At 67.0% G+C, this 24,730-nt stretch carries 26 protein-coding genes and 1 tRNA gene; 14 read left to right on the top strand and 13 right to left on the bottom strand.

The window, feature by feature from the left end; translation table 11 throughout:
• The first annotated feature begins 2 nt into the window (after positions 1 to 2).
• Positions 3 to 1,259, top strand: coding sequence for an aminodeoxychorismate synthase component I (locus tag P9A17_RS14880; RefSeq protein ID WP_278039399.1), 1,257 nt, complete (start codon positions 3 to 5; stop codon positions 1,257 to 1,259).
• Between the two features lie 96 nt (positions 1,260 to 1,355).
• Here the strand turns inward: P9A17_RS14880 and P9A17_RS14875 are convergent, their stop codons facing one another.
• Positions 1,356 to 2,093 (bottom strand): alpha/beta hydrolase, encoded by a 738-nt coding sequence (locus tag P9A17_RS14875; RefSeq protein WP_278039398.1) that lies wholly within the window; start codon positions 2,091 to 2,093, stop codon positions 1,356 to 1,358.
• Positions 2,094 to 2,104: 11 nt separating this feature from the next.
• On the bottom strand, positions 2,105 to 2,944 hold the full coding sequence (gene rsmI / locus P9A17_RS14870) for a 16S rRNA (cytidine(1402)-2'-O)-methyltransferase (RefSeq protein WP_278039397.1): 840 nt from the start codon (positions 2,942 to 2,944) through the stop codon (positions 2,105 to 2,107).
• Positions 2,945 to 2,968: 24 nt separating this feature from the next.
• Here rsmI and P9A17_RS14865 point away from each other — a divergent pair, with 24 nt between their 5' ends.
• Entirely contained in the window at positions 2,969 to 4,519 is a 1,551-nt protein-coding gene (locus P9A17_RS14865; protein ID WP_278039396.1) for a phospholipid carrier-dependent glycosyltransferase, read from the top strand.
• A gap of 741 nt (positions 4,520 to 5,260) precedes the next feature.
• Positions 5,261 to 5,656, top strand: coding sequence for a hypothetical protein (locus P9A17_RS14860; RefSeq protein ID WP_278039395.1), 396 nt, complete (start codon positions 5,261 to 5,263; stop codon positions 5,654 to 5,656).
• Here the strand turns inward: P9A17_RS14860 and arcA are convergent.
• Positions 5,653 to 6,861 (bottom strand): arginine deiminase, encoded by a 1,209-nt coding sequence (gene arcA / locus P9A17_RS14855; protein ID WP_278039394.1) that lies wholly within the window; start codon positions 6,859 to 6,861, stop codon positions 5,653 to 5,655. The two genes, P9A17_RS14860 and arcA, sit on opposite strands and share 4 nt — an antisense overlap.
• A gap of 46 nt (positions 6,862 to 6,907) precedes the next feature.
• Between arcA and soxR the strand changes: the two genes are divergently transcribed.
• On the top strand, positions 6,908 to 7,342 hold the full coding sequence (gene soxR / locus P9A17_RS14850; RefSeq protein ID WP_278039393.1) for a redox-sensitive transcriptional activator SoxR: 435 nt from the start codon (positions 6,908 to 6,910) through the stop codon (positions 7,340 to 7,342).
• Between the two features lie 60 nt (positions 7,343 to 7,402).
• Positions 7,403 to 8,014 carry an alpha-ketoglutarate-dependent dioxygenase AlkB gene (locus P9A17_RS14845; protein ID WP_278039392.1) on the top strand — a complete coding sequence of 204 codons (612 nt, stop codon included), beginning with the start codon at positions 7,403 to 7,405 and terminating at the stop codon, positions 8,012 to 8,014.
• On the opposite strand, the gene P9A17_RS14840 is transcribed toward P9A17_RS14845, so the two are convergent.
• The 3 genes from P9A17_RS14840 to P9A17_RS14830 are packed head-to-tail and all read right to left on the bottom strand — an operon-like array spanning position 8,011 to position 10,830.
• Positions 8,011 to 8,685: a DUF5642 family protein gene (locus tag P9A17_RS14840; RefSeq protein ID WP_278039391.1), complete on the bottom strand. Its 675-nt coding sequence runs from the start codon at positions 8,683 to 8,685 to the stop codon at positions 8,011 to 8,013. The genes P9A17_RS14845 and P9A17_RS14840 overlap by 4 nt on opposite strands.
• A gap of 28 nt (positions 8,686 to 8,713) precedes the next feature.
• A complete protein-coding gene (locus P9A17_RS14835) occupies positions 8,714 to 9,370 on the bottom strand; it encodes a DUF5642 family protein (RefSeq protein ID WP_278039390.1) in 657 nt (218 codons plus the stop codon).
• A gap of 35 nt (positions 9,371 to 9,405) precedes the next feature.
• Complete coding sequence (locus tag P9A17_RS14830; protein ID WP_278039389.1) at positions 9,406 to 10,830, bottom strand: PE-PPE domain-containing protein; 1,425 nt, start codon at positions 10,828 to 10,830, stop codon at positions 9,406 to 9,408.
• A gap of 159 nt (positions 10,831 to 10,989) precedes the next feature.
• Between P9A17_RS14830 and P9A17_RS14825 the strand changes: the two genes are divergently transcribed.
• On the top strand, positions 10,990 to 11,703 hold the full coding sequence (locus tag P9A17_RS14825) for an LpqN/LpqT family lipoprotein (protein WP_278039388.1): 714 nt from the start codon (positions 10,990 to 10,992) through the stop codon (positions 11,701 to 11,703).
• A 2-nt stretch (positions 11,704 to 11,705) separates the two neighbouring features.
• On the opposite strand, the gene P9A17_RS14820 is transcribed toward P9A17_RS14825, so the two are convergent.
• Complete coding sequence (locus P9A17_RS14820; RefSeq protein WP_278039387.1) at positions 11,706 to 12,524, bottom strand: shikimate 5-dehydrogenase; 819 nt, start codon at positions 12,522 to 12,524, stop codon at positions 11,706 to 11,708.
• Complete coding sequence (locus tag P9A17_RS14815) at positions 12,524 to 13,522, bottom strand: GNAT family N-acetyltransferase (protein ID WP_278039386.1); 999 nt, start codon at positions 13,520 to 13,522, stop codon at positions 12,524 to 12,526. Before P9A17_RS14815 ends, P9A17_RS14820 begins: the two co-directional genes overlap by 1 nt.
• 129 nt (positions 13,523 to 13,651) lie before the next feature.
• On the opposite strand from P9A17_RS14815, the gene P9A17_RS14810 reads away from it, so the two are divergent.
• Genes P9A17_RS14810 through P9A17_RS14775 form a run of 8 tightly spaced genes read left to right on the top strand, consistent with a single transcriptional unit; the run spans position 13,652 to position 19,050 of the window.
• On the top strand, positions 13,652 to 14,731 hold the full coding sequence (locus tag P9A17_RS14810) for a GGDEF domain-containing protein (protein WP_278039385.1): 1,080 nt from the start codon (positions 13,652 to 13,654) through the stop codon (positions 14,729 to 14,731).
• A gap of 28 nt (positions 14,732 to 14,759) precedes the next feature.
• Positions 14,760 to 15,185 carry an AraC family ligand binding domain-containing protein gene (locus P9A17_RS14805; protein WP_278039384.1) on the top strand — a complete coding sequence of 142 codons (426 nt, stop codon included), beginning with the start codon at positions 14,760 to 14,762 and terminating at the stop codon, positions 15,183 to 15,185.
• Positions 15,182 to 15,562 carry a carboxymuconolactone decarboxylase family protein gene (locus tag P9A17_RS14800; RefSeq protein WP_278039383.1) on the top strand — a complete coding sequence of 127 codons (381 nt, stop codon included), beginning with the start codon at positions 15,182 to 15,184 and terminating at the stop codon, positions 15,560 to 15,562. Before P9A17_RS14805 ends, P9A17_RS14800 begins: the two co-directional genes overlap by 4 nt.
• A 3-nt stretch (positions 15,563 to 15,565) precedes the next feature.
• Positions 15,566 to 16,450, top strand: coding sequence for an NAD(P)-dependent oxidoreductase (locus tag P9A17_RS14795; RefSeq protein ID WP_278039382.1), 885 nt, complete (start codon positions 15,566 to 15,568; stop codon positions 16,448 to 16,450).
• 47 nt (positions 16,451 to 16,497) lie between these two features.
• Positions 16,498 to 17,013, top strand: coding sequence for a MarR family transcriptional regulator (locus P9A17_RS14790; RefSeq protein ID WP_278039381.1), 516 nt, complete (start codon positions 16,498 to 16,500; stop codon positions 17,011 to 17,013).
• Positions 17,010 to 17,444: a DUF5313 domain-containing protein gene (locus P9A17_RS14785; protein WP_278039380.1), complete on the top strand. Its 435-nt coding sequence runs from the start codon at positions 17,010 to 17,012 to the stop codon at positions 17,442 to 17,444. Before P9A17_RS14790 ends, P9A17_RS14785 begins: the two co-directional genes overlap by 4 nt.
• A gap of 35 nt (positions 17,445 to 17,479) precedes the next feature.
• Positions 17,480 to 18,730 carry a cytochrome P450 gene (locus P9A17_RS14780; RefSeq protein WP_278039379.1) on the top strand — a complete coding sequence of 417 codons (1,251 nt, stop codon included), beginning with the start codon at positions 17,480 to 17,482 and terminating at the stop codon, positions 18,728 to 18,730.
• The gene (locus tag P9A17_RS14775; RefSeq protein ID WP_278039378.1) at positions 18,727 to 19,050 is read left to right on the top strand and encodes a nuclear transport factor 2 family protein; all 324 of its coding nucleotides are present in this window, start codon (positions 18,727 to 18,729) and stop codon (positions 19,048 to 19,050) included. The genes P9A17_RS14780 and P9A17_RS14775 overlap by 4 nt, the downstream gene beginning before the upstream one ends.
• Positions 19,051 to 19,088: 38 nt before the next feature.
• Here the strand turns inward: P9A17_RS14775 and P9A17_RS14770 are convergent, their stop codons facing one another.
• The 5 genes from P9A17_RS14770 to glp form a co-directional block, all read right to left on the bottom strand.
• Positions 19,089 to 21,032, bottom strand: a complete 1,944-nt coding sequence (locus P9A17_RS14770; protein ID WP_278039376.1) for an Ig-like domain-containing protein — start codon at positions 21,030 to 21,032, stop codon at positions 19,089 to 19,091.
• A gap of 407 nt (positions 21,033 to 21,439) precedes the next feature.
• Positions 21,440 to 21,512 (bottom strand) — tRNA-Ala (locus P9A17_RS14765).
• 53 nt (positions 21,513 to 21,565) lie between these two features.
• Complete coding sequence (gene glpR / locus P9A17_RS14760; RefSeq protein WP_278039375.1) at positions 21,566 to 22,588, bottom strand: gephyrin-like molybdotransferase receptor GlpR; 1,023 nt, start codon at positions 22,586 to 22,588, stop codon at positions 21,566 to 21,568.
• A 152-nt stretch (positions 22,589 to 22,740) separates the two neighbouring features.
• Positions 22,741 to 23,394: a GNAT family protein gene (locus P9A17_RS14755; protein WP_278039374.1), complete on the bottom strand. Its 654-nt coding sequence runs from the start codon at positions 23,392 to 23,394 to the stop codon at positions 22,741 to 22,743.
• 20 nt (positions 23,395 to 23,414) lie between these two features.
• Positions 23,415 to 24,704: a gephyrin-like molybdotransferase Glp gene (glp, locus tag P9A17_RS14750; RefSeq protein ID WP_278039373.1), complete on the bottom strand. Its 1,290-nt coding sequence runs from the start codon at positions 24,702 to 24,704 to the stop codon at positions 23,415 to 23,417.
• Positions 24,705 to 24,730: the final 26 nt, after the last annotated feature.

Below are 24,730 nucleotides of genomic sequence, written 5' to 3'. Positions count from 1 at the left end.
CGGTGCGCATCGACCGGCTCGGCGATCTGGGGCCCGCCCCGTCGGTGCTGCGCGCACTGGCAGCCGGCGCAACGCGACAGGGGTTGGCGCCTCCGGCGGCGCTGATCGGGGACTGGTTCGGGTCGCGGGCGGTCATCGCGCCGTCGCTGACGGCTGCACCGGTGCCGCCGTCGGACGTCTTCGACCTGACACCCGGCGACCGGCGCGACGGCCCCGTCGGTGGCGGCTGGTTCGGGTATCTGTCGTATCCCGACGCCGGCGCCGACGGCCTGGGGCCACGAATCCCCGAGGCCGCGGGCGGCTGGTCGGACTCCGTGCTGCGCTGCGACAGCGAGGGCGTCTGGTGGTACGAAAGCCTCAGCGACACAGCACTTTCGGACTGGATCCGCGATGCGCTGCAGTCGCAGACGGCGCCCAGCACCGCCGCCGTCGACTGGGGTGACGCGGACCGCGACGCACACCGGCACGGCGTCCTCGCGTGCCTGGAGGCCATCTCCGCCGGCGAGGTCTATCAAGCCTGCGTGTGCACCCAGTTCACCGGCCGCCTCGACGGCACGCCGCTCGACTTCTTCGCCGAGGCCGTCTCCAGAACCTCCCCTGCCCGCGCCGCCTACCTCGCGGGTGACTGGGGTGCGGTGGCGTCGCTGTCACCGGAACTCTTCCTGCGGCGCTGTGGCGAGGCCGTCACCTCAAGCCCCATCAAGGGAACGCTGCCGCGCGATGCCGACCCTGCCGCGCTCCGCGCATCGGTCAAGGACGTGGCCGAGAACATCATGATCGTCGATCTCGTCCGCAACGACCTCAGCCGGGTCGCCCGCACCGGCTCGGTGTCCGTCGCCGAACTGCTGGCGGTCCGGCCGGCGCCCGGCGTCTGGCATCTGGTCTCCACGGTCTCGGCGCAGGTGCCCGCCGACCTGCCGATGGGGGTGCTACTGGAGGCGACGTTTCCTCCCGCATCAGTCACCGGAACCCCCAAGGGCCGCGCCCGCGAGCTGCTCCGTGACTGGGAGCCGCACCGACGTGGAATTTATTGCGGCACAGCGGGTCTGGCTTCTCCGGTGGCCGGCTGTGAATTAAACGTCGCGATCCGCACCGTCGAGTTCTCCGCCGACGGCACGGCCGTGCTCGGGGTCGGCGGCGGCATCACCGCAGACTCCGACCCGGGCCGCGAATGGGACGAATGCCTACACAAGGCGGCACCGATCGTCGGCGACGACGCCGTCCGGCAGCCGCGCCACGCAGCGCTCAGCGAGTATTGAAGAAGCCGTCGACGATCGCCCGTCCCGCGCCCTTGGCGAGCTTGGCGCGCCAACTCCGCCGAGACGGTTCCGCATCAGGCGTCGCGAAGTCGTGCGTCACGGGCGATGGCTCCTGCACCGCTCGGCGAGAATCTCAGCCAGGCGCGTCGGCTCGCTGATCATCATATTGTGGCAGGTGTCCATCTCGATGACGGTCTGAACGCCGCCGAGTGCGGCGATACTCGCGCGCTGCGATCTGGGCGTCGTGGCGCGATCGCGCAGCGTCAGGATCCATGTGCGCGGGATCTCGGCGGGCATGTCGCGGCGGTCCACGTTCTCCAGCGGCACCGACGCCGTCTCCGGGTACCAGCGCGCCGCGGTGAATCTGCGCTGCTCGGGCGTCATGCCGTTGCAGAACGCGAACTTCGCGATCGCCGCGGGCAGTGCACCCGCGGGCCGCTTGTTCTTGTTGCGCCTGCCGTACCAGCCGATCACGCCGGGCACCAGATCGATCACGCACTGCCCGTCCGGCGGCACGAACGCCGCCGCGAAGACCAACTCCTTCACCCGCCTCGCCCCGAGCCTGCTCGCGACACGCGGCAACGTCACCCCGGCCATCGAGTGGCCGACAAGAACGATGTCGTCGAACCCGGCGCCGTTGACGTCGGCCACCACCGAGTCGGCGAAGTCGTCGATCCGCGCGCCCGCCAGCTCACCCGGCTTCCCGCGGCGCCCCGGTAGGTCGACCGCGAGCACCTTCACGTCGGGCGCCAGACGTGACAGCGCGTCGATCGTCGGCTCCCAGCAGTCCGCGCCGTGACAGGCGCCATGGACCAGCACCAGGCCTGGATGCAAGGTCGAGCCCCCTAGTCACGCGCGCGTAGAACCGCATCGTAGAGCTCGCGCCGCGACGGAGACCCGGGATTGGCCGCGATCACCTGCGCACACGCGTCCTTGACCCGCATGCCGTCGTCGACGAGGGTCAGCACCTCCGCCACGAGCGCCTCCGGGTCCACGACAGCCGGCGTCGCACCGGCGAGCACCACGGTGATCTCCCCGAGCACGCCGTCAGCGGCCCAGTCGGCGAGCTCTCCCAGCGATCCGCGCCGGATCTCCTCGTGCGTCTTCGTCAGCTCCCGGCACACCACGGCCCTGCGGCCGGGGCCGAGCACGTCGGCGGCGTCGCGCAAGGTTTCTCCGAGCCTGCGCGGCGACTCGAAGAACACGCACGTGCGGGGCTCGGCGGCCAGCGTCTGCAGCCACGACGTCCGCGCGGACTGTTTGCGCGGCGCGAACCCTTCGAAGCAGAACCGCTCCGACGGCAGCCCGGCGACGGCCAGCGCCGTCGTGACCGCGGAGGGGCCGGGCAGGCACTGCACTGGCAGCCCGGCGTCGACACAAGCGGCGACCAGGCGGTATCCGGGATCGCTGATCAGTGGCATTCCGGCATCGCTGACCAACAGGACTGTCGCTCCGCCGCGGATGTCGTCGAGCAACGACGGGATGCGCGACGCCTCGTTCTGGTCGTAGAGGCTGACGATCCTGCCTGTGGGTTTGACCTCAAGTGCGGTGGCCAGCGTGCGGATCCTGCGGGTGTCCTCGGCGGCGATCACGTCGGCGCTGCCCAGTGCCCGCACGAGGCGTGCCGACGCGTCCGACGGCTGACCCAGCGGCGTGGCGCCTACAAGCAGTCGTCCGGCCGTCATGCGAGACAGCCTACGATCGCAGGCGTGACTGCCCCGACCGACGAGCTTTCGAGGAGCGGGCGAGCGGTCCCTGTCATCAGCCCCGGCCCCGTGGTGCCCGTCGCCGACTTCGGTCCGCTCGACCGCCTGCAGGGGTGGGCGATGACGGCCGTGATCACCGCGTTGGCCGCGATCACCCGCTTTCTGAACCTCGGCTCCCCCACCGACGCGGGCACGCCGATCTTCGACGAGAAGCACTATGCGCCGCAGGCGTGGCAGATGGTGCACAACAACGGGCTCGAGGACAACCCCGGTTACGGCCTGGTGGTACACCCGCCCGTCGGCAAGCAGTTGATCGCGATCGGCGAGGCGATCTTCGGTTACAACGGCTTGGGCTGGCGGTTCTCCGGCGCGGTGTGCGGCGTGGTGCTCGTGCTGCTGGTGGTCCGGATCGCGCGCCGGATCAGCCGGTCCACGCTTGTCGGCGGCGTCGCAGGCCTGCTGCTGATCGCCGACGGGGTCAGTTTCGTGACGTCGCGCACCGCGCTGCTCGACGGGTTCCTGACCGTTTTCGTCGTCGCGGCGTTCGGATGCCTGATCGTCGACCGCGACCAGATCCGCGAGCGCATGCACATCGCGTTCCTCGACGGCAGGATCGCCGAGACCGCGTGGGGTCCGCGACTCGGCGTGCGCTGGTGGCGGTTCGGTGCCGGCGTGCTGCTCGGGCTGGCGTGCGCGACGAAGTGGTCGGGCCTGTACTTCGTGATGTTCTTCGGCGTCATGACGGTGGCGTTCGACATCGCCGCGCGCAAGCAGTACCGGGTGCCGAGGCCGTGGCTGGGGACGTTCCGCCGCGATGTCGGGCCGTCGCTGTATGCGTTGGTGCTCATACCTTTCGGGGTGTATCTGGCGTCGTACACGCCGTGGTTCGCGTCCGAGACGGGGGTGGACCGCCACGAGGTGGGCCGCTCGATCGGCCCGGACAGCGTGCTGCCGATTCCCGATGCGCTGCGGTCACTGTGGCATTACACGTATGCGGCGTACCGGTTCCACTCCGGGCTGACCAACGCCGACGGCAACCACCATCCTTGGGAATCGAAGCCGTGGACGTGGCCGATGTCGCTGCGGCCGGTGCTGTACGCGATCGACACCGAGAACGTGTCGGGCTGCGGGGCTCAGTCGTGTGTCAAGGCGGTGATGCTGGTCGGGACGCCTGCGATGTGGTTCATCGCGGTGCCGGTGCTGGCGTGGGCGGTGTGGCGGGCATTCGTCAAGCGGGACTGGCGATACGCGGTTCTGCTGGTCGGCTACAGCGCGGGCTTTCTGCCGTGGTTCGCCGACATCGACCGGCAGATGTACTTCTTCTATGCGTCGACGATGGCGCCGTTCTTGGTCATGATCATCGCAATGATCCTCGGCGACATCCTCTACAAGCCGGGGCAGAATGCCGAGCGCCGAACGTTGGGGCTGTTGGTCGTCTGCATCTACGTGGCGGTGGTCATCACGAACTTCGCGTGGTTGTACCCGATCCTGACGGGCTTGCCGATCTCGCAGACGACGTGGGACATGCAGATCTGGCTGCCCTCCTGGCGCTAGCAGTCTGTTGCGGGACCCTCTCCGCGATGCTCGACACCAAAACTGCTATACGGCTGCAATATCCGCGAAGTTCCCACGACACACTGCCGTGGCGTCCAACTCGGCGAGTCGGACGCCACGGTTGGCGCGTCGACGTATTGAGCAGCATTCAACGACCGTGACGACATACTCGGCTCGAGCTTCCCGGTCACCACATCAGGCCTCAAGAGCTCGGTCGCGACCTGTCCCCATAACCGATTTCATCCACAAGTGCGTCGTCGAACTCCACATGGCGGCATCAACGAGTCGGTGTGGGCGACGAAGCTGCCGGTGTGGACTGGCCGATAATCGGAAGTGAAGCTATCGCTGAGGGTTTGGTGACCCGGGGTGCACTCCGCTGGAATTACCGCCGCCTGTTGCCCGATGTGTATTTTCCCGTCGACGCGCGGTTGGATGTCGGCCAGCGCGCCTACGCGGCATGGTTGTGGACTGGACGCGCAGGTGTCATCACCGGGCAGGCTGCCGCTGCCTTGTACGGCGTCAGATGCGTGGACGACTCCGTCCCGATAGAAATGATCGCTAAGTCCAGAAGGCCACGGCCAGGCGTCGTGATCCGCAACGAGAGGCTCGCAGCAGACGAAGTTGAGATCTACGGCGAGCAGCTTCCGGTCACGACTCCCCCGCGCACCGCACTCGAACTCGCGCGGCCTCTCGCGCGACCAGGCCGTCAAGCATCTGGACATGCTCGCAGCAGCCACTGATATGACGAGAGCCGAAGTCGCACCGCTGGAGGCGCGATACCCATCGGCCCGCTGGTCGCGTAAAGCGTTTGACGCGCTGACGCTGATGGACGGCGGCTCCCGTTCACCCGAGGAGACAATGGTGCGCCTGTGGCTCATCGACGCCGGGTTGCCGCGTCCTCAGACGGGCATCTCCGTCGGCGACCGGATCTGGGAGGCAAAGGTCGGCATCGGATGGCCGGAGTTCCGGATCGGAGTCCAGTGGGCCGAGCATCGCTACAACCTGGTCAGCGACATACATTTCCGCGATCTACTGCGACGGCTTCGATGGCAGCTGATCGAGGTTGGTCGGCATCATTCGCGGGCCAACGTGATTAAACGACGCCGAGATGCGCTCCTGTGCAGGCCACTTTGCTAGAGCGGGTCGCGGCCTGCCGGACACGACATGCAGCGTGGGCCGCCGCGACCGGTACCCAGCTCCGAGGCCGAGATCGGCAGCACCTCGATACCCGAATCCATCAGGCGCGCATTGGTTTCGGTGTTGCGTTCGTAGGCCACCACCACGCCGGGCGCGAGCGCCAGCGTGTTGTTGCCGTCATCCCACTGCTCCCGCTCGGCGGTGACGGGATCGAGCCCGGTGTCGATGACTCGCAGCTTGCCGATGCCCATCGCATCGGCTGCCGCGTCGACGAACGGCGCCGCACGGTCGATCGTCACACCGTCGGACTTGCGCCGAATCGTGAACGCCGTCAACGAATCCTGAATGTTCGGGTACATGACCACCGCATCGGTGTCGACCATCGTGCACACCGTGTCCAGGTGCATCTGCGCCCGCTCCTGGGCGATCGGGACCGCCAGCACCGTATGCGCGAGGTCATCATCGAACAGGCTGCGCGCCAGAGCTTCCGCCCCCGCCGGCGTCGTCCGCTCCCCGACTCCGACGGCCACCACTCCAGGCGCCAGCAGCAGCACGTCGCCACCCTCGATCGGTGCCGACCGCGACTCGTAGGCCCGCCGCACCCCGAGGAACCGGGGATGGTGGGCATAGATCAGATCGGTCAATGACGTCTCGCGAACCCGGGCCCGCATCGACAGCGACGTGATCGCCACCCGCGGCCCGATCCAGAACGACGAATCCCGCGTGAACAGCAGATTCGGCAGCGGATCGATGACGAAATCCCCGCCGTGGTGCATGCGCCGCACCAGCGACAACTCATTCTCCCCGAACGGCAGCTCGTCGAACGTCATGCCCGCCATCAGGATCCTGGCCAGCGGGGCAGCGTCGAGCGTGCGCAGATACGCCGAAAGCTCCTGCGCCAGCGGAGCTCCGAGACGCCGCGAATCGACCGCGGCGGAGATTCCGTGCATGCGGGCCGCTCCGCTCTTCGCGAGCGCCTCGGTCAGGAGATCGCCGAGCACCAACACCTCCACGCCACGCGACCGCAACAACTCGGCGAACGCGTCGTGTTCCTCCTGCGCCCTGGCCACCCACGGCAACCCGTCGAACAGCAGGGTGTCGTTGTTGCGGGGGGTCAGCCGCTGCAGTTCCGGCCCGGGGCGGTGCAGGATGACCACCCGAAGCCTGCCGACCTCCGAATTGCATCCCAGCGCAGCTTCCGTCACATCTAGCACCGTAACGCCAACTTCCACCTCAACTATGGTTTAGGTCATGGAGTGGCCCCACGAGTTGGCACCGGGCGACATGGCAGCGCGCAGCGGGGTCGCCGTATCCGCACTGCATTTCTACGAACGCGAAGGTCTCATCGCCAGCAGACGCACCGGCGGCAACCAGCGCCGCTACTCGCGGGAGACATTGCGCCGGGTCGCATTCATCCGGATGTCGCAGCGCCTCGGGATTCCGCTGGCCCGGATCCGTGACGCGCTGGCGACGCTGCCGACCGATCGCGTGCCCACCAGCAAGGACTGGGCGCGGCTCTCGGCGGGCTGGCGGGAAGACCTCGACCAGCGGATCCTGCACCTGCAGCGCCTGCGCGACAACCTCACCGGCTGCATCGGCTGCGGCTGCCTGAGCTTGAAGGTGTGTGCGCTGGCCAACCCGGGTGACGTTCTCGCCGACGAAGGACCCGGCGCGGTTCGGCTCTGAGGTTTGTCTTTCCTCCTCGCGTGCGGGTAATTCGAACGGGTGTGCGATAGACTGCACGCCATGGAGCAGGCTCTGCAAAGCTCGCTTTTCGACCAGTCCGACCGGCGCGACCTCGGCAACGGCGCCTGGCTCGAGGTGCGTTCCGGGTGGTTGTCCCAAGACAATTCACCCGATGACACGCTGTTCGGGGAGCTCCGCGACCAGATCCCGTGGCGCTCCGAACGGCGTCAGATGTACGACCGGGTGCTCGACGTTCCTCGGCTGGTCAGCTTCCACAACCTCGTCGACGCGGCTGACGTACCGCACCCGCGGCTCAAGCAACTCCGCCGCCGCCTCAACGACACCTACGCCGGGGAACTCGGCGAACCGTTCGTCACCGCCGGCCTGTGTCTCTACCGCGACGGTGACGACAGCGTCGCCTGGCACGGCGACAACATCGGCCGCAGCAGCACCGAGGACACCATGGTGGCCATCGTCGGACTCGGCGCGACAAGGGTTTTCGCGCTGCGACCCCGCGGTGGCGGTCCGTCGCTGCGGCTGCGCCACTGCCACGGCGATCTCCTGGTGATGGGCGGCTCCTGCCAGCGCACCTGGGAACACTCGATCCCGAAGACCGCCAGGCCGACCGGGCCGCGGATCAGCATCCAGTTCCGGCCGCACGACGTCCGCTAGGAGCCCTTCACCGATTCGACCGCCTGCGTGACGAGGTCGCGGGCCCGTCCCGTGTCGATGTTGGCCAGCGGCCTGTCGGCGACGACGAGCGGGTTCGCGGTGACGATCACGATGAAGTTGCCGAAATGGGCGACGTAGTTGTACAGCTCGCCGGTGCGCGGACCTTCTGCGGTGACGGTCTGCAGAACCCGGTGTGTGCCGACGATGTCGACGCCCTTGATCTGCGGCGTCTCGACGACTTCGACGACGCCACCCATCCCCGGCCCGCGGAACGTCACCTTCTTGCACTGGTCGGTGGGAGTGTTGGCCGGAACGGCTTCGGATGTCTCCACGGCGATCACGATGTACCGCGTCCCGTCCCCTTCGGCGGTCACCGCGGCCATGTTGCCTTTGACACCGTCCGGAATCGTCTGCTCGCCGGCGGTTTTCCCACAGTCAGCCGGATCGAACGTCAGCCCCGGCGGCAGCTTCTGCGCCGTCAGGAATTTCGGGTCGATGGCTGCGGGGCCGACGGTCTTCACCGTGAACGGCGGGGCGAAACTGGCCTGCACATCCGCCACCCTGGCGATATCGGCCTTCGAGAAGTCCTCGGGCTGAGGCGCGCCGCATGCCGCCAGCAGCCCGACGATCGCCACCGCCGTGATCGTCAGATGTTTCGGGGGGTTCGACATCGCCGCCAATGTACCTGCGCGGCAGCGCTCAGCCTCGCAGCGTCGACACCGTTTCGGCGAGCAGATCCGACGCGAATCCCGCCCCGAGCGCGGGCTGCGGCGAGCCCGGATCGGTGACGACCGCGACAAAGCAGACGTATTGGCCGAGGTAGGCGACGAATGTCTCGGCATGCGAACGGGTCTCGGTGCCACCCTCGACGACGGTGGTTGCGGCCGTGCTCATTCCGAACGTCTCCGCGGCGACGATGTCGGGGCCAGGCAGTCCTGTGACGGTGCCCGAGGTGTGACCCGACGTCACCGCCCACTGCCCACAGGCCGCGATCAGCGCCGGCTCCGGTGATGGCGCGGCGGCGGTCGCGACGACGGCATAGACGATGCCGCCGGATCCTGACGCCGACCAGCCCAGCGTCGTCGCCTGGTCGACTTCGGGCGCGCCCAGCACCGCACATTGCGTCGGCTCGGACACCGCCGAATCCCGGAAACCCCATGCGGCGAACGGCGCGGGCGCGCCTGTGTAGCGGGTGACTTCGTAGCCGTCTGGCAGGAGGTCGCGCGCTCGGTCGATTCGAGCTGGGTTGACGGTGAGGTTGACCGGAGATTCAACGGTCGTGGCCGGCGGCGATTCGGAGTGCGGCGCGCAGGCAACACACGCGAGCGCGAGCATGCACGCGGCGGTGAGCCTCACGCGCTGTTGATATCACGCGTTGCGGCCGCGGCCAGTCAGGCGGCGTCGGCCGCGTCGTCGTCGGACGGACCGTCCTCGGCGGCGGGTTCGTCCGCCACCGGCGCCTGTTCGTCGTCGTCCCCGGCCTCGGCCGGTTCGGGCTCCGGCTCGGTCGCCGGGGTCTCGTCGACGGAGTCCGGCTCCACGTCGTCCCATTTCTGCCGCCGCCCCGTGACGTCGGGTTCGTCGTCGGATAGGTCGTCGGTGATTTCGGCGCGGTTCGAGGATTCCGGAATCGACTCTGACACAACGGCTTCGGTCGCGATGTCCTCGTCCGGTTCGGTCGACACGTCTTCGGTCGACACGTCGGGTCCGCCGACGCCGAACGCGCCGGGCGCAGAGGTGCCGAGGACGCGCCCGAAGCCGAATCCCTCGGTCAGGTTGTCCACCGCGACCGGCACGGACGCGATGAGGCGGGCGGCCATGCCTGCGAGATCTTTGATCGGCCGCCAACTCGCGAGGGTCGGCACGCCGGGTCCGATGTCCCGGTCGTAGGCGTCCTCGATGATGACGCGCAGCGGGGCGTCGATCGCCTTCAGAATTGGTTTCGGGACGAACAGTTGGAACGGCTGAAGCAGTGGCACGATGTCGGTTTCGATGAGGTAGTAGCTGGTGTCCCCCTCGCGCCCCTGGAACCGCGCCTGCGACAGCGGGACGTTGATCGTCTCGCCGTGGAGCATGCCGTAGCCCAGCAGCGCGTTGAGGGTGGCGATCAGATTCAGCGGCCGCACCGGGAAGTCGCCGCCCAATCCGTCGTACTGCCTGGCGATGTCGACGGTCCGGTAGAGGTTGTTGACGCTGTCGGTCGGCGACGCGCCGGGGAACGGGATGTTCAGGATCGGGATGGTCTGCCAGTCGTCGAAGCGCATGAGGACGCCGCCGTTGGGCCGCATCGAATTGGCCACCAGCAGGAACGACACCGGCGCAGCGCCCGGTTCCGCACGCTCGATGAGATCGCGCTTCAACAGCGAGGCGATCACGGCGCTCTGCGAATATCCCAGCACCATCAACGAGTCGTCGGCCTGCGGGGCGGTCGCGCCCACGGCGGGGTCCTCGTTGAAGACGCATCCCGATTGGGCGGACACGCATCGGTCCAGGTTCGCGAGCCCCTCGGTGATCGACTTTCCGAACGTGAGACGCCCGAGCGGGAAGAAGTCCTCGGGCGTGTAGACCGCGACCGCATTGTCGACGGGTCCGAACGCCGGGTCGAGCAGACCGGTGACGGCGTTCTCGAGATAGTCGGAGACGAAGTCTGCAGAGTCCTTCGGAGCCGTCAGCGGGTGCAGTGTGCCGCCCATGATGAGCGCGGTCGTCTGCGCTGACAGTGAGATGACCGTCGGCAGCGTCCATGGCATCGACAGCGCGATCGCGCTAGCGACCGCGGAAACGACCGCAATCAACGAGCGAACAATATTGTTCATGTCCCGACCCCCCTACTTTTGCGTCGGTACAGGCAACATGTACACCCGCTGAAGGGCCGGCGGAGGCTTTCGGCAAACGACGTCACAGAAAGGACAGCAACTTCGCTAGCCTCGAGCCTGATATTGCCCCCGGCCCTTGGCCGGCGAACAGGAGAAGAGATGACCATCGCCACGCGTGCCGGTGTCGCCGCGACCGCTATCGCCCTCGCAATCGGACTGTCTGCCTGCGGGTCCGACACCGAGGGCGAGGCGACGAAAGCCGGCGAATCGTCGGCGACGTCCGAGACGTCGGAAGCGGCGGCCCCCACCACCACGGAGGCGCCGCCGACGTCGCAGACGCCCGCTGCAAGTCCCGGCATGACGCTCGACCAGTACATCCTGGACAACAACATCGACTCGAAGGCTGTCGTCCAGGGCGATTCCGGCGCGCCGACGATCACGCTGCCGTTCGCACCCGGTTGGGGGCCCGCGGGGCCCGACACACCCCAGGGCGCCTTTGACGCCATGACCCTCACCGGTACGCCACCACCCCCGAACCCGCCGACGATCGTCACGTTCGTCTCCAAGCTCACCGGTGATGTGGACCCGGCCAAGATCCTCGCGTACGCCCCCAACGACACGCTCGCGCTACCGGATTTCCAGGGCGCGAATGCGGGTAAGCAGAGCACCCTTGCCGGCTTCGAGGCGACGCAGATCGGCGGCTTCTACAAGAAGGACGGCGTCAGCTATTTGATCGCCCAGAAGACGGTCGTCGTCCCGGCGGACGACGGTGTGTTCGTTGTCAAGATCACTGCCGAAGGCACCGAGGATCACGCCATGCAACTGATGGATGCCACGGCGGCGATCGACGAGCAGGCGACGATCGTCCCCTGACGTCAGGCCCGCGACAAACGGGAAGCCTCGGCGATCTGCTCGGCGCTGGGGCGCACGCCCGTGTAGCGCTCGAACTGTTCGGCGGCCTGCAGCGCGATCACCTCTGCTCCGGTGATCACCTGCGCACCAATTGCCCTGGCCGCCTTGATCAGTGGCGTCTCCGACGGAAGTGCCACCACGTCGAACACCGTGCTGGCGGCGGCGATCGTGTCGTCGCCGAAGGCGGCTTCCGCCTCTTCGGGACCGCCGGCCATGCCGATGGGCGTGACGTTGACGATGATCGGAGCCACAGCCGAACCGACCTCGGGCAGATAGTCGTAGCCCAACCGATCAGCCAGTGCCGCACCGCTTTCGGCGTTGCGGGCCACGACGAAACCGGAGCCGAATCCGGCGTCGGCGAACGCGACGGCGACAGCCTTGGCCATGCCGCCACTGCCGCGGATCAACACGGAATCCTCCGGGTTCAACCCGTGCTCGCGGATAAGGTGTTGCACGGCAAGATAATCGGTGTTCGACGCGGTGAGCTTGCCGCCGTCGTTGACGATCGTGTTGACCGAGCGGATCGCCTCCGCCGACGATTCGATCTCGTCGACGAGGCTCAGCACATCCTCCTTGAAGGGCATCGACACCGAACACCCTCTGATGTCGAGCGCTCGCACTCCGCCGATGGCCGCGGCGATGTCGGTCGTGGTGAAGGCCTTGTAGATGAAGTCGAGGCCGAGCACGTCGTACAGGTGGTTGTGGAATCGGGTGCCGATGTTGCTCGGCCGTCCCGACAGCGAGATGCACAGCCGGGTGTCTTTACTCAGTACGGGCTTCATCAGCCGACCGCCCGAATCGCTTGGCGCGCAACGCCGCGGATCTGCGCGACCATGTCCCGGCTCAGAGGAAGGTCGTCAACCGACGGGACGTCGATCTCCGTCACCACCACGCCGAGATCGTCTCGACGCCAGATCGCGCCGAAGTGGTCGAGGATGGCTCGCATCGGGAAATTGTCGCTGAGCACCCTGGCGGTGAACCGTCGCACTCCGTCGTACCCCGCCGCCACGGAGATCGCCGCCATCAGGAATGTACCGATACCCCTGTGCTGGTAGGCATCTCCGACGATGAACGCGATCTCGGCCTCGGTGGGGTCGTTCTCGTCGCGGACGAACCGCACATCGGCCACCACCGGACCGTCGGGTCCCTCGGTCAGGACGAACACGAAATGGTCGAGATAGTCGACCTCGAACAAGTAGGCCATCAACGTCTTCGACGGTGACCGCACCGACTGGAAGCGCCGGTAGAGCGTTTCGCCGGAGAACTCCACCGGCCCGTTGGTGGTCCGTTCGTTGTCCCCCGGCAGCACCGGCCGCAGGTAGAGAACGGTGCCGTCGCGCACCTCGACCGGGATCGGCGTGATGAACGCGGCCAGGCGCTGCCGCGCGGTCCGCACGAGGCGGTCCACCATCCCTGGTACCTCGAGCATCGTCGCGAACGCCTCCCGTCCGCCGACCCACCCGGTCAACGGTTCGGAGGCGACGATGGTCGCGGTCCGGGGGGCGTCGCGAAGAAGCGCGATCTCGCCGACGATCAGACCCGGCTCAAGCGGTACGACGGTGTCGTGCCCGTCCTCACCGGTGTGGGTGACCTCGGCGCGGCCGGAACCGATCAGCAGGAACGACACAGCCAGCTCGCCCTGCTGCATGAGGACCTGGCCGGGTGCGGCGCTCAACGGCCGCAGATGCGCAGCGAGCGGAACGAGGGCCTCGGTGCTGATGCCGTCGAACACGGCCAGCGCGGCGAGGTCATCGGCGCGAACAGCAGTCAGGCCGGACACAGTTCGAGGCTACGGGCGCACGGGAAGCTCGGGCAAGGATGCGACGCGTCCGTCAGCAAACGCTTCGTGTGAATTTCATCCCGCTAGGGTCGATGGCGATATCGGTCACCGACGACGAGATGATGCGGGATGCAGCGGGATCACGGACGCGCTGACCATTACGAGTGGTTCAGCAACTTCCTCGATGGACGTGGCGTGACGCTGTCGGTGCGCCTGTTCGTCGCGGCGATCACGCTGTCGATGGCGGCTGCTGTGCTCGTCCTTCTGATCGGCGCCGGCGGTCCCACCGACAATCCGCAGCGCGCGATGATGTGGACCGCTGTGGCCGGCGGCCTGGTCGGCTCTGCGCTGTGGCTGTGGAGATGGCCCACGAAGACGCAGTCGGCTGCGTTTCTGATCGTCACGACCATCTCGATCGCGATCGCGTGTCTGGCCTATCCTGATCCGCTGGCCGCACTGCTCGGGTGCATCGCGTTCACCACCAACGGCGCGATCAGCGCGTTCTTCCACACGATGCGACTGGTGGTGGCCAATATCGTCGTCGCGGCGGGCGTGGGCGCCTACCAGGCGCTCCAGTTGGCCGCCGAGGGGCGCACCGCGCTCGCCGCGGTCGACTTCTTCCTGATCCTGCAGGTCAATCTTGGAGTGCCACTGGCGATCCGCATGCTGCTGAAAGCGATGGAAGGCGATCTGCTCTACGCGGACCTCGACCCGCTGACCGGGCTGCTCAACCGGCGCGCGTTCCGCAGGCAGACGATGCGGCTGCTCGCCCGCCGCTACGACACCGACCGTTTTCTGTTGGTGGCGCTGCTCGATCTCGACGATTTCAAGAGCCTCAACGACGCCTACGGCCACCTCGCCGGCGACCGGGCGCTGGTGGCTGTCGCCGATGCGCTGCGGGCGACCGCGACACCGACGGCGGTGATCACCCGCAGCGGCGGGGAGGAGTTCCTGATCGCCGACGTCGCGTCGTCCCCCCGGGCGGTGGCGTTCTTCCAGGATGTGTGCGACGCGATCGCGGCACTGCCGGTGAAGGTCAGGGCGAGTGTCGGCACGGCGTTCGCCGAACTCGGCACCGACCCGGTTCCCGATACCACCGTCGACCACCTGATCGCCGCGGCCGACATGGCGATGTACCGTGCAAAACGTAACGGAGGCAACCAATGTCACCATCACGGCGTCTGGCCGGGGCCGGGCTCCACGTCTTGACTCCGTGATGCCAAGGGAGCGAGGGAAAGTGCGGACTTTGATCACCGGAGTCGACGCGGACGGCAAGTCCTGCGTCCTGAGCCAGGACGAGTTGACGCTCGACCAGTTGGCGCCCGGCTTCGCGATGGGCATCCCCTTCGCCACGTCGGACACCCCGCCCCCGGCCCGGCCGGCCGGCGCCGCGCCGCTGATCGACCAGGGCATCGCACCCGGGCTGGTGCGGTGGATGTTCGTCGAACTCGGACCTGACTCCGAGACGCCCATGCACCACACCGACACGCTCGACCTGCAGACGGTGCTCTCGGGCACCGTCGACCTCGTCCTCGACGACGGCTCACATCACCTCGAGCAGGGCGACCTGGTGGTGCTCACCGGGGTCGACCATGCGTGGCGCGGTGGACCGGACGGCTGCCGGCTCAGCGCCGTGCTCATCGGCACCCCGCCTCCGGCATGAACCGCGAGACGTACGAGAAGGGCAGGGAGATCCGGACGGCGGTGCTCGGAGCCGAGTATGTCGAACGGGCGGCGGCCAACGCCGACGAGTTCTCACAACCCCTGCAGGACCTGGTGACCGAATACTGTTGGGGTGCGGTGTGGGGGCGCGAGGGCCTGCCGCTGAAGACGCGCAGCATGCTCAACCTCGCGATGATCGCGACGCTCAACCGGCCCCACGAACTCGCCACGCACATTCGCGGGGCATTGACCAATGGGGTCACGCGGGACGAGATCCGGGAGATCTTCCTTCAGGTCGGTATCTACGCGGGCATTCCCGCGGCCGTCGACAGTTTCCGGATCGCCAGGGCCGCGTTCGCCGAGCTGGACGGCGAGTAGCCGATGAGCACGAAACTCGGCTTTGTCGGGCTGGGCAACATGGGGTTCCCGATGATGGGCCGCCTCGTCGCGGCCGGGTATCGGGTGACGGTGTTCGACACCTCCGCTGACGCCGTCGAGCGGGCGGCACAGCTGGGCGCCGAGGTAGCCTCGTCGGCCCGGGGTGTCGGCGGCAGCGCCGAGACCGTGTTGGCCAGCCTGCCGACCCCGCAGGTGTCGAACGCGGTTGCGGCCGAGGTCGCCGAGGGGTCTCAAGTCCGGCGGTTCGTCGATCTGTCGACCGTGGGTCAACTTGCGGCGCAACGTAATCAGGAAGTGTTCGCGGCGCGCGACATCGCGGCACTGGACGCGCCGGTCAGTGGTGGCGTACACGGGGCGCAGGCAGGTGCGCTCACGCTGATGGTGTCAGGCCCCCGACGTGAATTCGACAGCCTAGCGCCGGTGTTCGCGGAATTGGGACGCGCGCACTTCGTCTCCGAGCAGCCAGGCGCGGCGCAGACGATGAAGCTGATCAACAATCTGGTGGCCGCGACGACACTCGCGGTGACGGCCGAGGTGATGGTGATGGGCACCAAGGCCGGGCTCGACGCACCGGTGATGATCGACGTGCTCAACTCGGGGTCGGGCGGTACACACGCCAGCCGGGACAAGTTTCCGCGGGCGGTGCTACCCCGCACCTTCGACTACGGTTTCGCCACGGGCCTGATGACCAAGGACGTGCTACTGTATCTCGCCGAGGCCGAGGCGCTGGGATCGCCGGTGGCCCTCGCCGAGTCGGTGGCGCAACTGTGGCGCGAAACCCAGGCCGAGGAAGGGCCGGGCTCGGACTTCACGTCCGTGGTCAAACCGATGGAACGGGCAGCCGGGGTGACCATCGGCACGGAGTGACCGAGGCGATATTGCTAGCGCCCTAATTGTTAGGGCACTATCTAAGTATGGCCGTCACCGCCCTCCCCGATGTCGATCCTCTCGCCTTGGAGCGTCAGGTCTGCTTCGCGCTGGCCACCACGAACCGGGCGGTCCTCGCGGTCTACCGGCCGCTGCTGGAACCATTGGGACTGACACATCCGCAGTACCTGGTGATGCTGGCCCTGTGGGATCACCACAAGCGGCTCACCACCCCCTCCCCACTCTCGGTGAAAGCGATTGCCGCTGCACTGCAATTGGATTCGGCCACGCTGTCGCCGATGCTCAAACGCCTCGAAGCGATCGGCCTGATCTCGCGGGCCCGCAATGCCACCGACGAACGCTCCACCGACGTCCAACTCACCGCAGCAGGGGCCGCGCTGCGTGAGAAAGCGCTCGAGATTCCCCCGGCCGTCGTCGCGCGCCTGGGCGTCGAGATGGCCGAACTGGAGCATCTGCACGAAGTACTCACCCGCATCAACACCGCCGCCGTCGCGGCGGGCGCACTGCGGCCGGAACCAGCCCACGCAAAGGAGCGTCGATGACCATCCAAGAGCCCGAGCACGGCGACAAACCGAACTTCTGGCAGTACCTGCTGTACTGCTACGGCAAGCGCCTCCCCCAGTCGATGAACCGCTGGGTCGCAGAGGATCTCGCCGGCCAAGGCGCGATCCGGCGGCACATGATCCGGTACGCGATTCCGCCGCTGATCATTCTCGCGCCGCTGTGGTTGCTACCCGCGCCGATCTACATGCGCCTGGAGATGACGGCGCCGATATACGTCTGGGCGCTGCTGATGGCGTTGGCGCTCAACAAGGTTTGGCGCAGGCACCGGCTCGCGCGCCAAGGGCTGGACCCGAACCTCGTCGACGTCATCCAGCGCAAGAAGGACGCGAAGATGCACGACGACTATGTCCGTAAGTACGGACCGCGCCCCGAGGACGCGAAGACGCAGTCGAATAGCAGCCCGTTCTGACAAGACATCCTCGCGGACTACGTATGGTCTAGGTCATGTCGACCGTGGCCGATTTCGACCTGACCGACCTGAACCGCTTCACCAACGGTTTCCCGTTCGAGTTCTTCGACGGGTTACGCCGCGACGCCCCCGTCTGGTGGCATCCGCCGACGGAGCATACGCCCGGCGGCGAGGGGTTTTGGGTGCTCAGCCGACACGCCGACATCGTCGCGGTCGCCGCCGACAGCGAGACGTTCTCGTCGGAGACGGGCGGTGACCGCGCGGGCGGCGGCACCACACTCGAGGACATGCCGATGGAATTCGCCGTCGGCGCGCTGCTCAACATGATGGACGACCCGCGTCACGCGAAGATCCGCCGCCTGCTGACACCGAGTACGACGCCGCGCGCACTGCGCGCCATCGAGAGTGGCCTGCGCGACCGGGCGGTCGGGATCGTCGACGCCGCCCTGGCCAAAGGTGAGTGCGACTTCCTCGTCGACGTGGCAGCCGAACTGCCGTTGCAGGCAGTGGCCGAACTGGCAGGCGTGCCTCAGGAAGACCGCCACGAACTGATGAACTGGGCGAACGTCACCCTCGACTACGAGGAACGCGAGATCGGCGAGACCAGCGATCGCGTGGCACAGGCGCAAGCGCAGATGTTCACCTACGGCACAAAGCTGTTGGAGCGCAAGCGCAGTGAACCGCCGACGGCGGATCTGCTGTCGATCGTCACCCACGCCCTCATCGATGATGCGCCACTCACCGAAAACGAGCAGCGTCTGTTCTTGAGCCTGATCATCGCTGCGGGAAGCGAGACCACGCGCAATTCGATCGCCATCGGAATGTCTGCCCTGAGCGAGAGACCGCAAGTCTGGCAACGACTTCGAGACGACCGCAGCCTCTTGCCCACAGCGGTCGAGGAGATGCTCCGGTGGGCGTCGTCCACTCCATACAACAGGCGCACGGCGACCCGTGATGTCGAGATGCGCGGACAACACATCAGGGCGGGCGACAAGGTGAGCCTGTGGTGGGCGTCAGCCAACCGCGACGACGCCGTCTTCACCGACCCATACGTCTTCGATGTGGACCGTAATCCCAACCCGCACTTGGCATTCGGCCGGGGCGTGCATTTCTGCCTGGGCGCGTCACTGGCGCGGATGGAGATGCAGGTGATGTTCGATGCGCTACTCGATCGGGTCGGCAGCGTGACGATGACCGCACCGATCGAGTACGTCCGGAGCAACAAGCACAGCGGAGTCCGGCACATGCGGGTCGCCCTCGAACCTCACGGAGGCGATCAACCATGAGCGTGGCCGAGCAGTACATCGACGCGGTCAACCGTGCCGACATCCACGCATTGATGGGCTTGTTCGCGCCGACGGCGCGCCTGGCGCACCCGGCGGGGATCTTCGCCGACCCAGCCGCCCTGCGACAGTTCTACAAGACGGTGGTGTTCGCCGGCCAGGCGGTGACCGAGATCGAGGCGCAGTTCCGCGACGGCGACACCGAGATCGTCCAGATCAGGGCATCCAGCCCACTCGGGGAGCCGGGCCATTTCGTCTACGCCGCAGACATTTTCACGGTGCGCGACGGTTTGATCGAGCGGTTGGAGATCTACTACCGCTGACAAGGCCGAAACGAGTGGAACTACAGAGACGCTCTGAGCTAAACGATGGTGCGGGGGCGAACCGGGACGTCTACCTCTAGGTAGCGCACAGTACGGTCCTTGTCAGGCTGATCGAAGTACACGTCCCGCAGCGTCCACGTGGTGTTGCCGATCTTCACCGTGAAGTCTCCTGTGTACCGCTGCACCGGGGTTTCGACGTAGAGGATGAAGTGCGTGTACGGCTTCACAGTATTGCTGATGGTGCGGTTGACCTCGTAACCCTCGGTCCAGGTGTGTGAGTACTTGCTGGCGATCTCGGCGGAGACGATCGCTTTGATATTGACGCCGGCTTTGGCACTCACCTCGACGCTGTTGGAAGCGCTATTGGAGATCTTTATCGCTTCCGAGAGGTTGGCCGAGCCGCTTCCCGTCGTGTAGTCCCAGACCTGGCGGCGCGGCGCGTACGTTGCCACCTTGCTACGCACCTTGAATGAGCAGCTCGCGATTCCACCGCTGCACATCCGATTCAGCACATCCGCCTGCCGCTGGCCCTGACCCGCGGGGATCTCTATGTCCGGCGCGCCGGGCTGCTCCATCAACACGATCGTGTCACCGCCGGTGAAGCTGGTGGGATTGCACACGGCGTTGCTGGTCTTGCAGGTGATCCCTCGGCTGTTGAACAGGTCGGTGGACATGTAGGTTCTCCACGCCGAACCATCGGTCGAGGTATAGGTGACCTCGACTCCTGTGACATGGAACGCCCAGAAAGTCACCTGATATTCGTGGAACTCGCCCGGTTCCAAGGTGGCACCGAGGGCAGGAGCGTTCAACGTGTTGATTCCGGCGTCGTGGGTCTTGGTGAAAGCGGTCGTGGTCGTGATCTTGACCTGGTTGCGCGTGGCGTTGTAGACCCGGAAGGTCTGGGAAAGTGCGCCTGCGCCGACGTTGGTCTGCGGGACGTTCACGGACACCGACGTCGCCACGGAGGTCGGTGCGCCGATGAGGTAGCCAATGAGTTTGCGGAGGTTGAAGCCCTTGTCGGCGACGTCGACTTTGAACGAGTCGGTGTACGCGTCGAAGCAAGCGGTGGGGCCGCACTGACCACCCGCGGACAGCAACTCCTGCTTGGGAATATAGACGTAGGTGCCGTCCGGATTAACGACGACCGTGCCGTTCACGGGTTGCTCGGTCACCGTGTAGACCAATGGGTCGCCATCGCGGTCCGAAGCGTTCAGGGTGCCGTAAACCATTCCGGTGGCCCCGGATGCCACGACCTGGCGAGGATCGAATGATGGCCTGCTGTTGAAGAAGAACCGGTTGAAATCACGGATCACCCCCTGGACCACGGCGAGCAGCAGCGCTGGTCCTGAGGGTCCGCTGGGCAGGTCGTCACCTTCGACATTTGAGACGGTGAGTTCCGCCGAGCCGAGGGGCCGGGACACGACCGTGGGACCGCGGTCGTCGGCCAACGTCTCGGATCCCGCATCACCAGCACCGACCGTGGGGGTATCACTGCGCCCCGGAGCCGTGGTGGTCGGCTCTTCGACGACCGCACCCGTAGAGTTGTCGTCCGGCAAAACCGGGTCTCCGCCGTCTACAACCTCGGGCGATTCAATTGGCTGATCGTCTGCCGATGTCGCGGATGGCCCTGTGCGCGAATGCTTTTCCCTTATCTTGACACTCTCTGCGCCGGCCGCGCCGTCCTCGCCGCCCCCGGCACGCTCAGCGTCGGATTTCGAGTCCCCGAGGTCGTGGTCGGTATCGTCCGACGGGCCTTGAGCGGTGTCTGCGGTATCCGACGACCCGGCGGAGTTCTTGTTTAAAGGCTTCTTGTCTGCCGACTTCGTGGTTGACGGGTGCGACTCCGCGGACGATGAGGAACCGCCCGAGCCCTCCGAAGGGTCGTCCGGCGCAGCATAAGCGGTACCACTGGCCATCGCTGCGCCGAGACCGAGGGTGAACGCGACCGCACCAACGCGCGCTGCATGCTTTGCTGAACTCATTGCGGTTCCCCCCGACGATAGATTCACCGCAATCTATTACTTAGCTTACGCGCGAGTCAATAGTGTCTGGCCTGCCTCAACGTGCATGACCAAGTGCGATTTCAAGATCAACAGACACAGGGGGGCTATTGTTTGCCCCCAATTCGCGAAGCGGACCCGGAGGCGCACCGCCGCTCTTTGCCAGAGCGCCGCATCAAACTGACGCACCTACCGACTCGTCACGAACCAAAGCTGTACAAGTCGTCCCGCGGCGCGTCACGCATCGAGACCGTCAGGGCGACGCCGGTCGAACAGTGTGGCCCAGCAGACATGTCCAAGATCATCACGGATTTTCGCCGCTGCGGCCCGAGTGTTCGATCCTGAATTCAAGCTGGCCGAAGCGGGCGTCTTGAACTGCTGAAACGTTGTGGAGCTAAGGGGAATCGAACCCCTGACCTTCTCGATGCGAACGAGACGCGCTACCAACTGCGCTATAGCCCCTAGTGCCGGTACAGGTTATCAGCCGCCGGGCACCGCCAGAAATCGCGAGGTGACTACTGGCCAGAAGCGCGCGGCAGGTCGTAGTGACGAGCGAACGGCACGTAGTCGAGATGCTCGAATGCGGGGTCCTCGTCGTCGATTTCCAGCACCGCGGCACCGGGCCTGCGCAAGCGCGACGGGGTCACGTCGTACTCCCGATCGCTGGTGTTCTCGACCCCGAGCCGTGACCTGGCCATCCGCTGGGCGCGACGCCGGCGCACCTGCTCTTCGATACGGGTCTGGCGGCGCAGGTAGGCGAGGTAGAGCAGCGTCACCGACGCGGATACGGCCGTGGCGTACCACATCGTCGACGACCAGGTGAACGCCGCGACGGCGCTCGCCAGCATCAGCACCGCCATCACGGCGATGGTGCGGGCGCGGAAGCGGTACTTGCGCGCCGACACCGCAGCAGCCGTGGTCGACTCGCGGCGGCGGCGCCGCGCATCGCTGATCGAGTGCGCGACCGGGGTCTCCGGCCCCTCCGACTCCGCCGACTCCTCCTCCATCTCGGATGAGTCGTCGACGTACTCGTACTCGTCGTCGATCACCGAGTAGACGCCGGTGTCATCGGACGTATCGCGCTCGTCGTCCTCGACGGCCGCCTCGTGCCGCGCAGCAGCTCCGTCGAAATCCAACGTCAGCTCGTCGCTTTCGGCCGCGACGGGCTCCTCGGCGACGTCCGCGACCGGCAGCGCTCCGGAGTCCTCGACCACGTCGACGTCCAGGTAGTCGGGTTCGGCGCCCGCGCCGTCGGCTTCGGCGGCCACCATGACCACCGCGCGGCTGGGCGCCTCCTCGGCCTCGTCGACGTCGACGTCCTCGGCGGGCTGCCAGTCCGGATCGCTGCGGTGCCCGGACGCGGGACCGCGACGTCTGCGCAGCCGGGCGCCGGCGGTGCTGTTGAGCACGCGGGTGGCCAGCGCGACGTCACTGGTTCGGCGAACGGCGTCCCGCTTGCTGATCAGCATCGGGACAAGCACGAAGAGCCAAAGCACGACGAGCGAGATCCAGAGAAGAGATTGGGGGATGCTTGGCATGGCGCCTGCTCCTTTCCCCATCAGGCTAGGTCTGTGACCAGCGCATCCATGGGCGGCGCGCCGACACAATTACACACCTGTAATTCGCTGGATACAAGCACCAACCGTCACACGTGTCACATGAGTAACAGCCGGGGTGCGGCAAACCGCCCTCAGGCCCAGGAGGCGTGCCCGGAACGGACCAAAGCCGACGCCACCGACCCGTTCAGCTCCTCGACCGTGATCGCCACCAGCAAGTGGTCCCGCCACGCGCGATCGACATCCAGATAACGCTTCAGCAGGCCCTCTTCCCGGAATCCGGCCTTTGCCAGGACAGCCCGGCTTGCCGCGTTCTCCGGCCGCACCGTGGCTTCGACGCGGTGAAGCATGACGGGCCCGAAGCAATGGTCCAACCCCAGGGCCAACGCCGCGGTCGCGACACCACCACCTGTCGAACCGCTGGCCACCCAATAGCCGATCCACGCCGACCGCAGTGCACCGTGGGTGACGTTCCCTATCGTCAGCTGACCCGCAAACTGCCCGTCCAACTCGATCGCATACGGCAGCATCCGCCCCTTACGGGCCTCCGACCGGAGGCCCGAGCACACCGACGGCCATGCCGAAACAGAGTGCCGCAGTTCCCAATTCATGTCCGTGGACGGCTCCCACGGTTCCAGGTGCCCCCGGTCGGCCAGGCGGATCCGGCTCCACTGAGCCGCATCGCGCAACCTGATCGGGCGCAGCCGCACCGTCCCGGCCGACACCACCAGCGGGCCGACCGCCTGCGGCCAACCCGGATGCTGCGACCGGGAACTCAGCAGGTTCATATCGACAGCCGTCTCGTAGGTCAGCCGCGCTGCGCGAGGAACGCGACGTCGACGACCTCTCCGGTGCGGACCTGCTCGGCCTCACTCGGAACGATCACCAGACAGTTTGCTTCCGCCAACGTCGCGAGGAGATGCGACGACGCTCCCGGCGCACCCCCAAGTGCCTGCACCAGATACTCACCGGTGTCCTGATCGCGCATCAACTGCCCACGCAGGAAACCCTTACGGCCGGCGACCGAACTGATCGGCGACAGGGTGCGGGCCGGCACCACCCGCCGCATCGCTTGCCGCTTGCCGAGGGAAAGCCGGATCAGCGGCCGCACCATCACCTCGAACACCACCAGCGCACTGACCGGATTGGCCGGCAGCAGGAAGACGGGAACACCGTCGGGACCGAGTTGCCCGAACCCCTGGACCGAGCCCGGGTGCATGGCGATACGTGCGACCTCCATGTCGCCGAGCTGCGCCAGTACGGTCCTGACGCCCTCGGCCGCTGCCCCACCGACCGCACCCGCGATGACCACGATCTCGGCGCGGCTGAGCTGTCCTTCGACAACCTCACGTAACTGTTTCGGGTCTGTGGGCACGATGCCGACCCTGTTCACCTCGGCGCCGGCATCGCGTCCGGCTGCCGCCAGCGCGTAGGAGTTGACGTCATAGACCTGGCCGTTGCCCGGGGTCCGGGAGATGTCGACGAGCTCACCGCCCACACACAGCACCGACACCCGCGGCCGCGGGTGCACCAGCACCCGCTCGCGTCCGACGGCCGCCAGCAGGCCGACCTGCGCGGCGCCGATGATCGTGCCCGCGCGAACCGCGACGTCGCCCGGCTGGACGTCGTCACCTGTGCGGCGCACATAGGCGCCCGACCGCACGCCACGCAGCACGCGGACCCGCGAGTCACCACCATCGGTCCAGCGCAGCGGCAGCACCGCGTCGGCCAGGGTGGGCATCGGGGCACCGGTCTGCACACGCGCCGCCTGGCGGGGCTGCAGCCGACTGGGCGTGCGGCTGCCCGCTTCGATCAGACCCATCACCGGAAGGCTGATCTCCCGGGGCCGGCTCTCGTCGCGCTCGATGTCCGCGCCGCCGTCATCGTCGCCGTCGGATGCTCCGCCGATACCCAGGACATCGACACTGCGCACCGCATAACCGTCGATCGCGGCCTGATCGAATCCGGGCAGCGGGCGCTCGGTGACCACTTCCTCGGCGCACATCAAGCCTTGGGCTTCGGCGATCGCCACCCGCACCGGCCGCGGCGCGACCGCGGCAGCTGCCACCCGAGCCTGCTGCTCCTCCACCGAACGCACAGCGCGCCTTTCTTCCGTCCAACCGG

The organism is Mycobacterium sp. 236(2023) (assembly GCF_029623955.1).
Taxonomy (GTDB): Bacteria; Actinomycetota; Actinomycetes; order Mycobacteriales; family Mycobacteriaceae; genus Mycobacterium.
The sequence above is the reverse complement of the archived record's forward strand: the minus strand, read 5'-3'. Positions and strand labels throughout refer to the sequence as shown.

Bases quoted from the DNA above. Each gene is read 5' to 3' on its own strand.
- soxR (WP_278039393.1), top strand. From the start codon at position 6,908: ATGGAGTGGCCCCACGAGTTGGCACCGGGCGACATGGCAGCGCGCAGC.
- P9A17_RS14860 (WP_278039395.1), top strand. From the start codon at position 5,261: ATGACGAGAGCCGAAGTCGCACCGCTGGAGGCGCGATACCCATCGGCC.
- rsmI (WP_278039397.1), bottom strand. From the start codon at position 2,944: ATGACGGCCGGACGACTGCTTGTAGGCGCCACGCCGCTGGGTCAGCCG.
- P9A17_RS14785 (WP_278039380.1), top strand. From the start codon at position 17,010: ATGACCATCCAAGAGCCCGAGCACGGCGACAAACCGAACTTCTGGCAG.
- P9A17_RS14775 (WP_278039378.1), top strand. From the start codon at position 18,727: ATGAGCGTGGCCGAGCAGTACATCGACGCGGTCAACCGTGCCGACATC.
- P9A17_RS14795 (WP_278039382.1), top strand. From the start codon at position 15,566: ATGAGCACGAAACTCGGCTTTGTCGGGCTGGGCAACATGGGGTTCCCG.
- P9A17_RS14840 (WP_278039391.1), bottom strand. From the start codon at position 8,685: ATGTCGAACCCCCCGAAACATCTGACGATCACGGCGGTGGCGATCGTC.
- P9A17_RS14845 (WP_278039392.1), top strand. From the start codon at position 7,403: ATGGAGCAGGCTCTGCAAAGCTCGCTTTTCGACCAGTCCGACCGGCGC.
- P9A17_RS14770 (WP_278039376.1), bottom strand. From the start codon at position 21,032: ATGAGTTCAGCAAAGCATGCAGCGCGCGTTGGTGCGGTCGCGTTCACC.
- P9A17_RS14780 (WP_278039379.1), top strand. From the start codon at position 17,480: ATGTCGACCGTGGCCGATTTCGACCTGACCGACCTGAACCGCTTCACC.
- P9A17_RS14820 (WP_278039387.1), bottom strand. From the start codon at position 12,524: ATGAAGCCCGTACTGAGTAAAGACACCCGGCTGTGCATCTCGCTGTCG.
- P9A17_RS14825 (WP_278039388.1), top strand. From the start codon at position 10,990: ATGACCATCGCCACGCGTGCCGGTGTCGCCGCGACCGCTATCGCCCTC.
- P9A17_RS14830 (WP_278039389.1), bottom strand. From the start codon at position 10,830: ATGAACAATATTGTTCGCTCGTTGATTGCGGTCGTTTCCGCGGTCGCT.
- glpR (WP_278039375.1), bottom strand. From the start codon at position 22,588: ATGCCAAGCATCCCCCAATCTCTTCTCTGGATCTCGCTCGTCGTGCTT.
- P9A17_RS14810 (WP_278039385.1), top strand. From the start codon at position 13,652: ATGCAGCGGGATCACGGACGCGCTGACCATTACGAGTGGTTCAGCAAC.
- P9A17_RS14790 (WP_278039381.1), top strand. From the start codon at position 16,498: ATGGCCGTCACCGCCCTCCCCGATGTCGATCCTCTCGCCTTGGAGCGT.
- P9A17_RS14755 (WP_278039374.1), bottom strand. From the start codon at position 23,394: ATGAACCTGCTGAGTTCCCGGTCGCAGCATCCGGGTTGGCCGCAGGCG.
- P9A17_RS14800 (WP_278039383.1), top strand. From the start codon at position 15,182: ATGAACCGCGAGACGTACGAGAAGGGCAGGGAGATCCGGACGGCGGTG.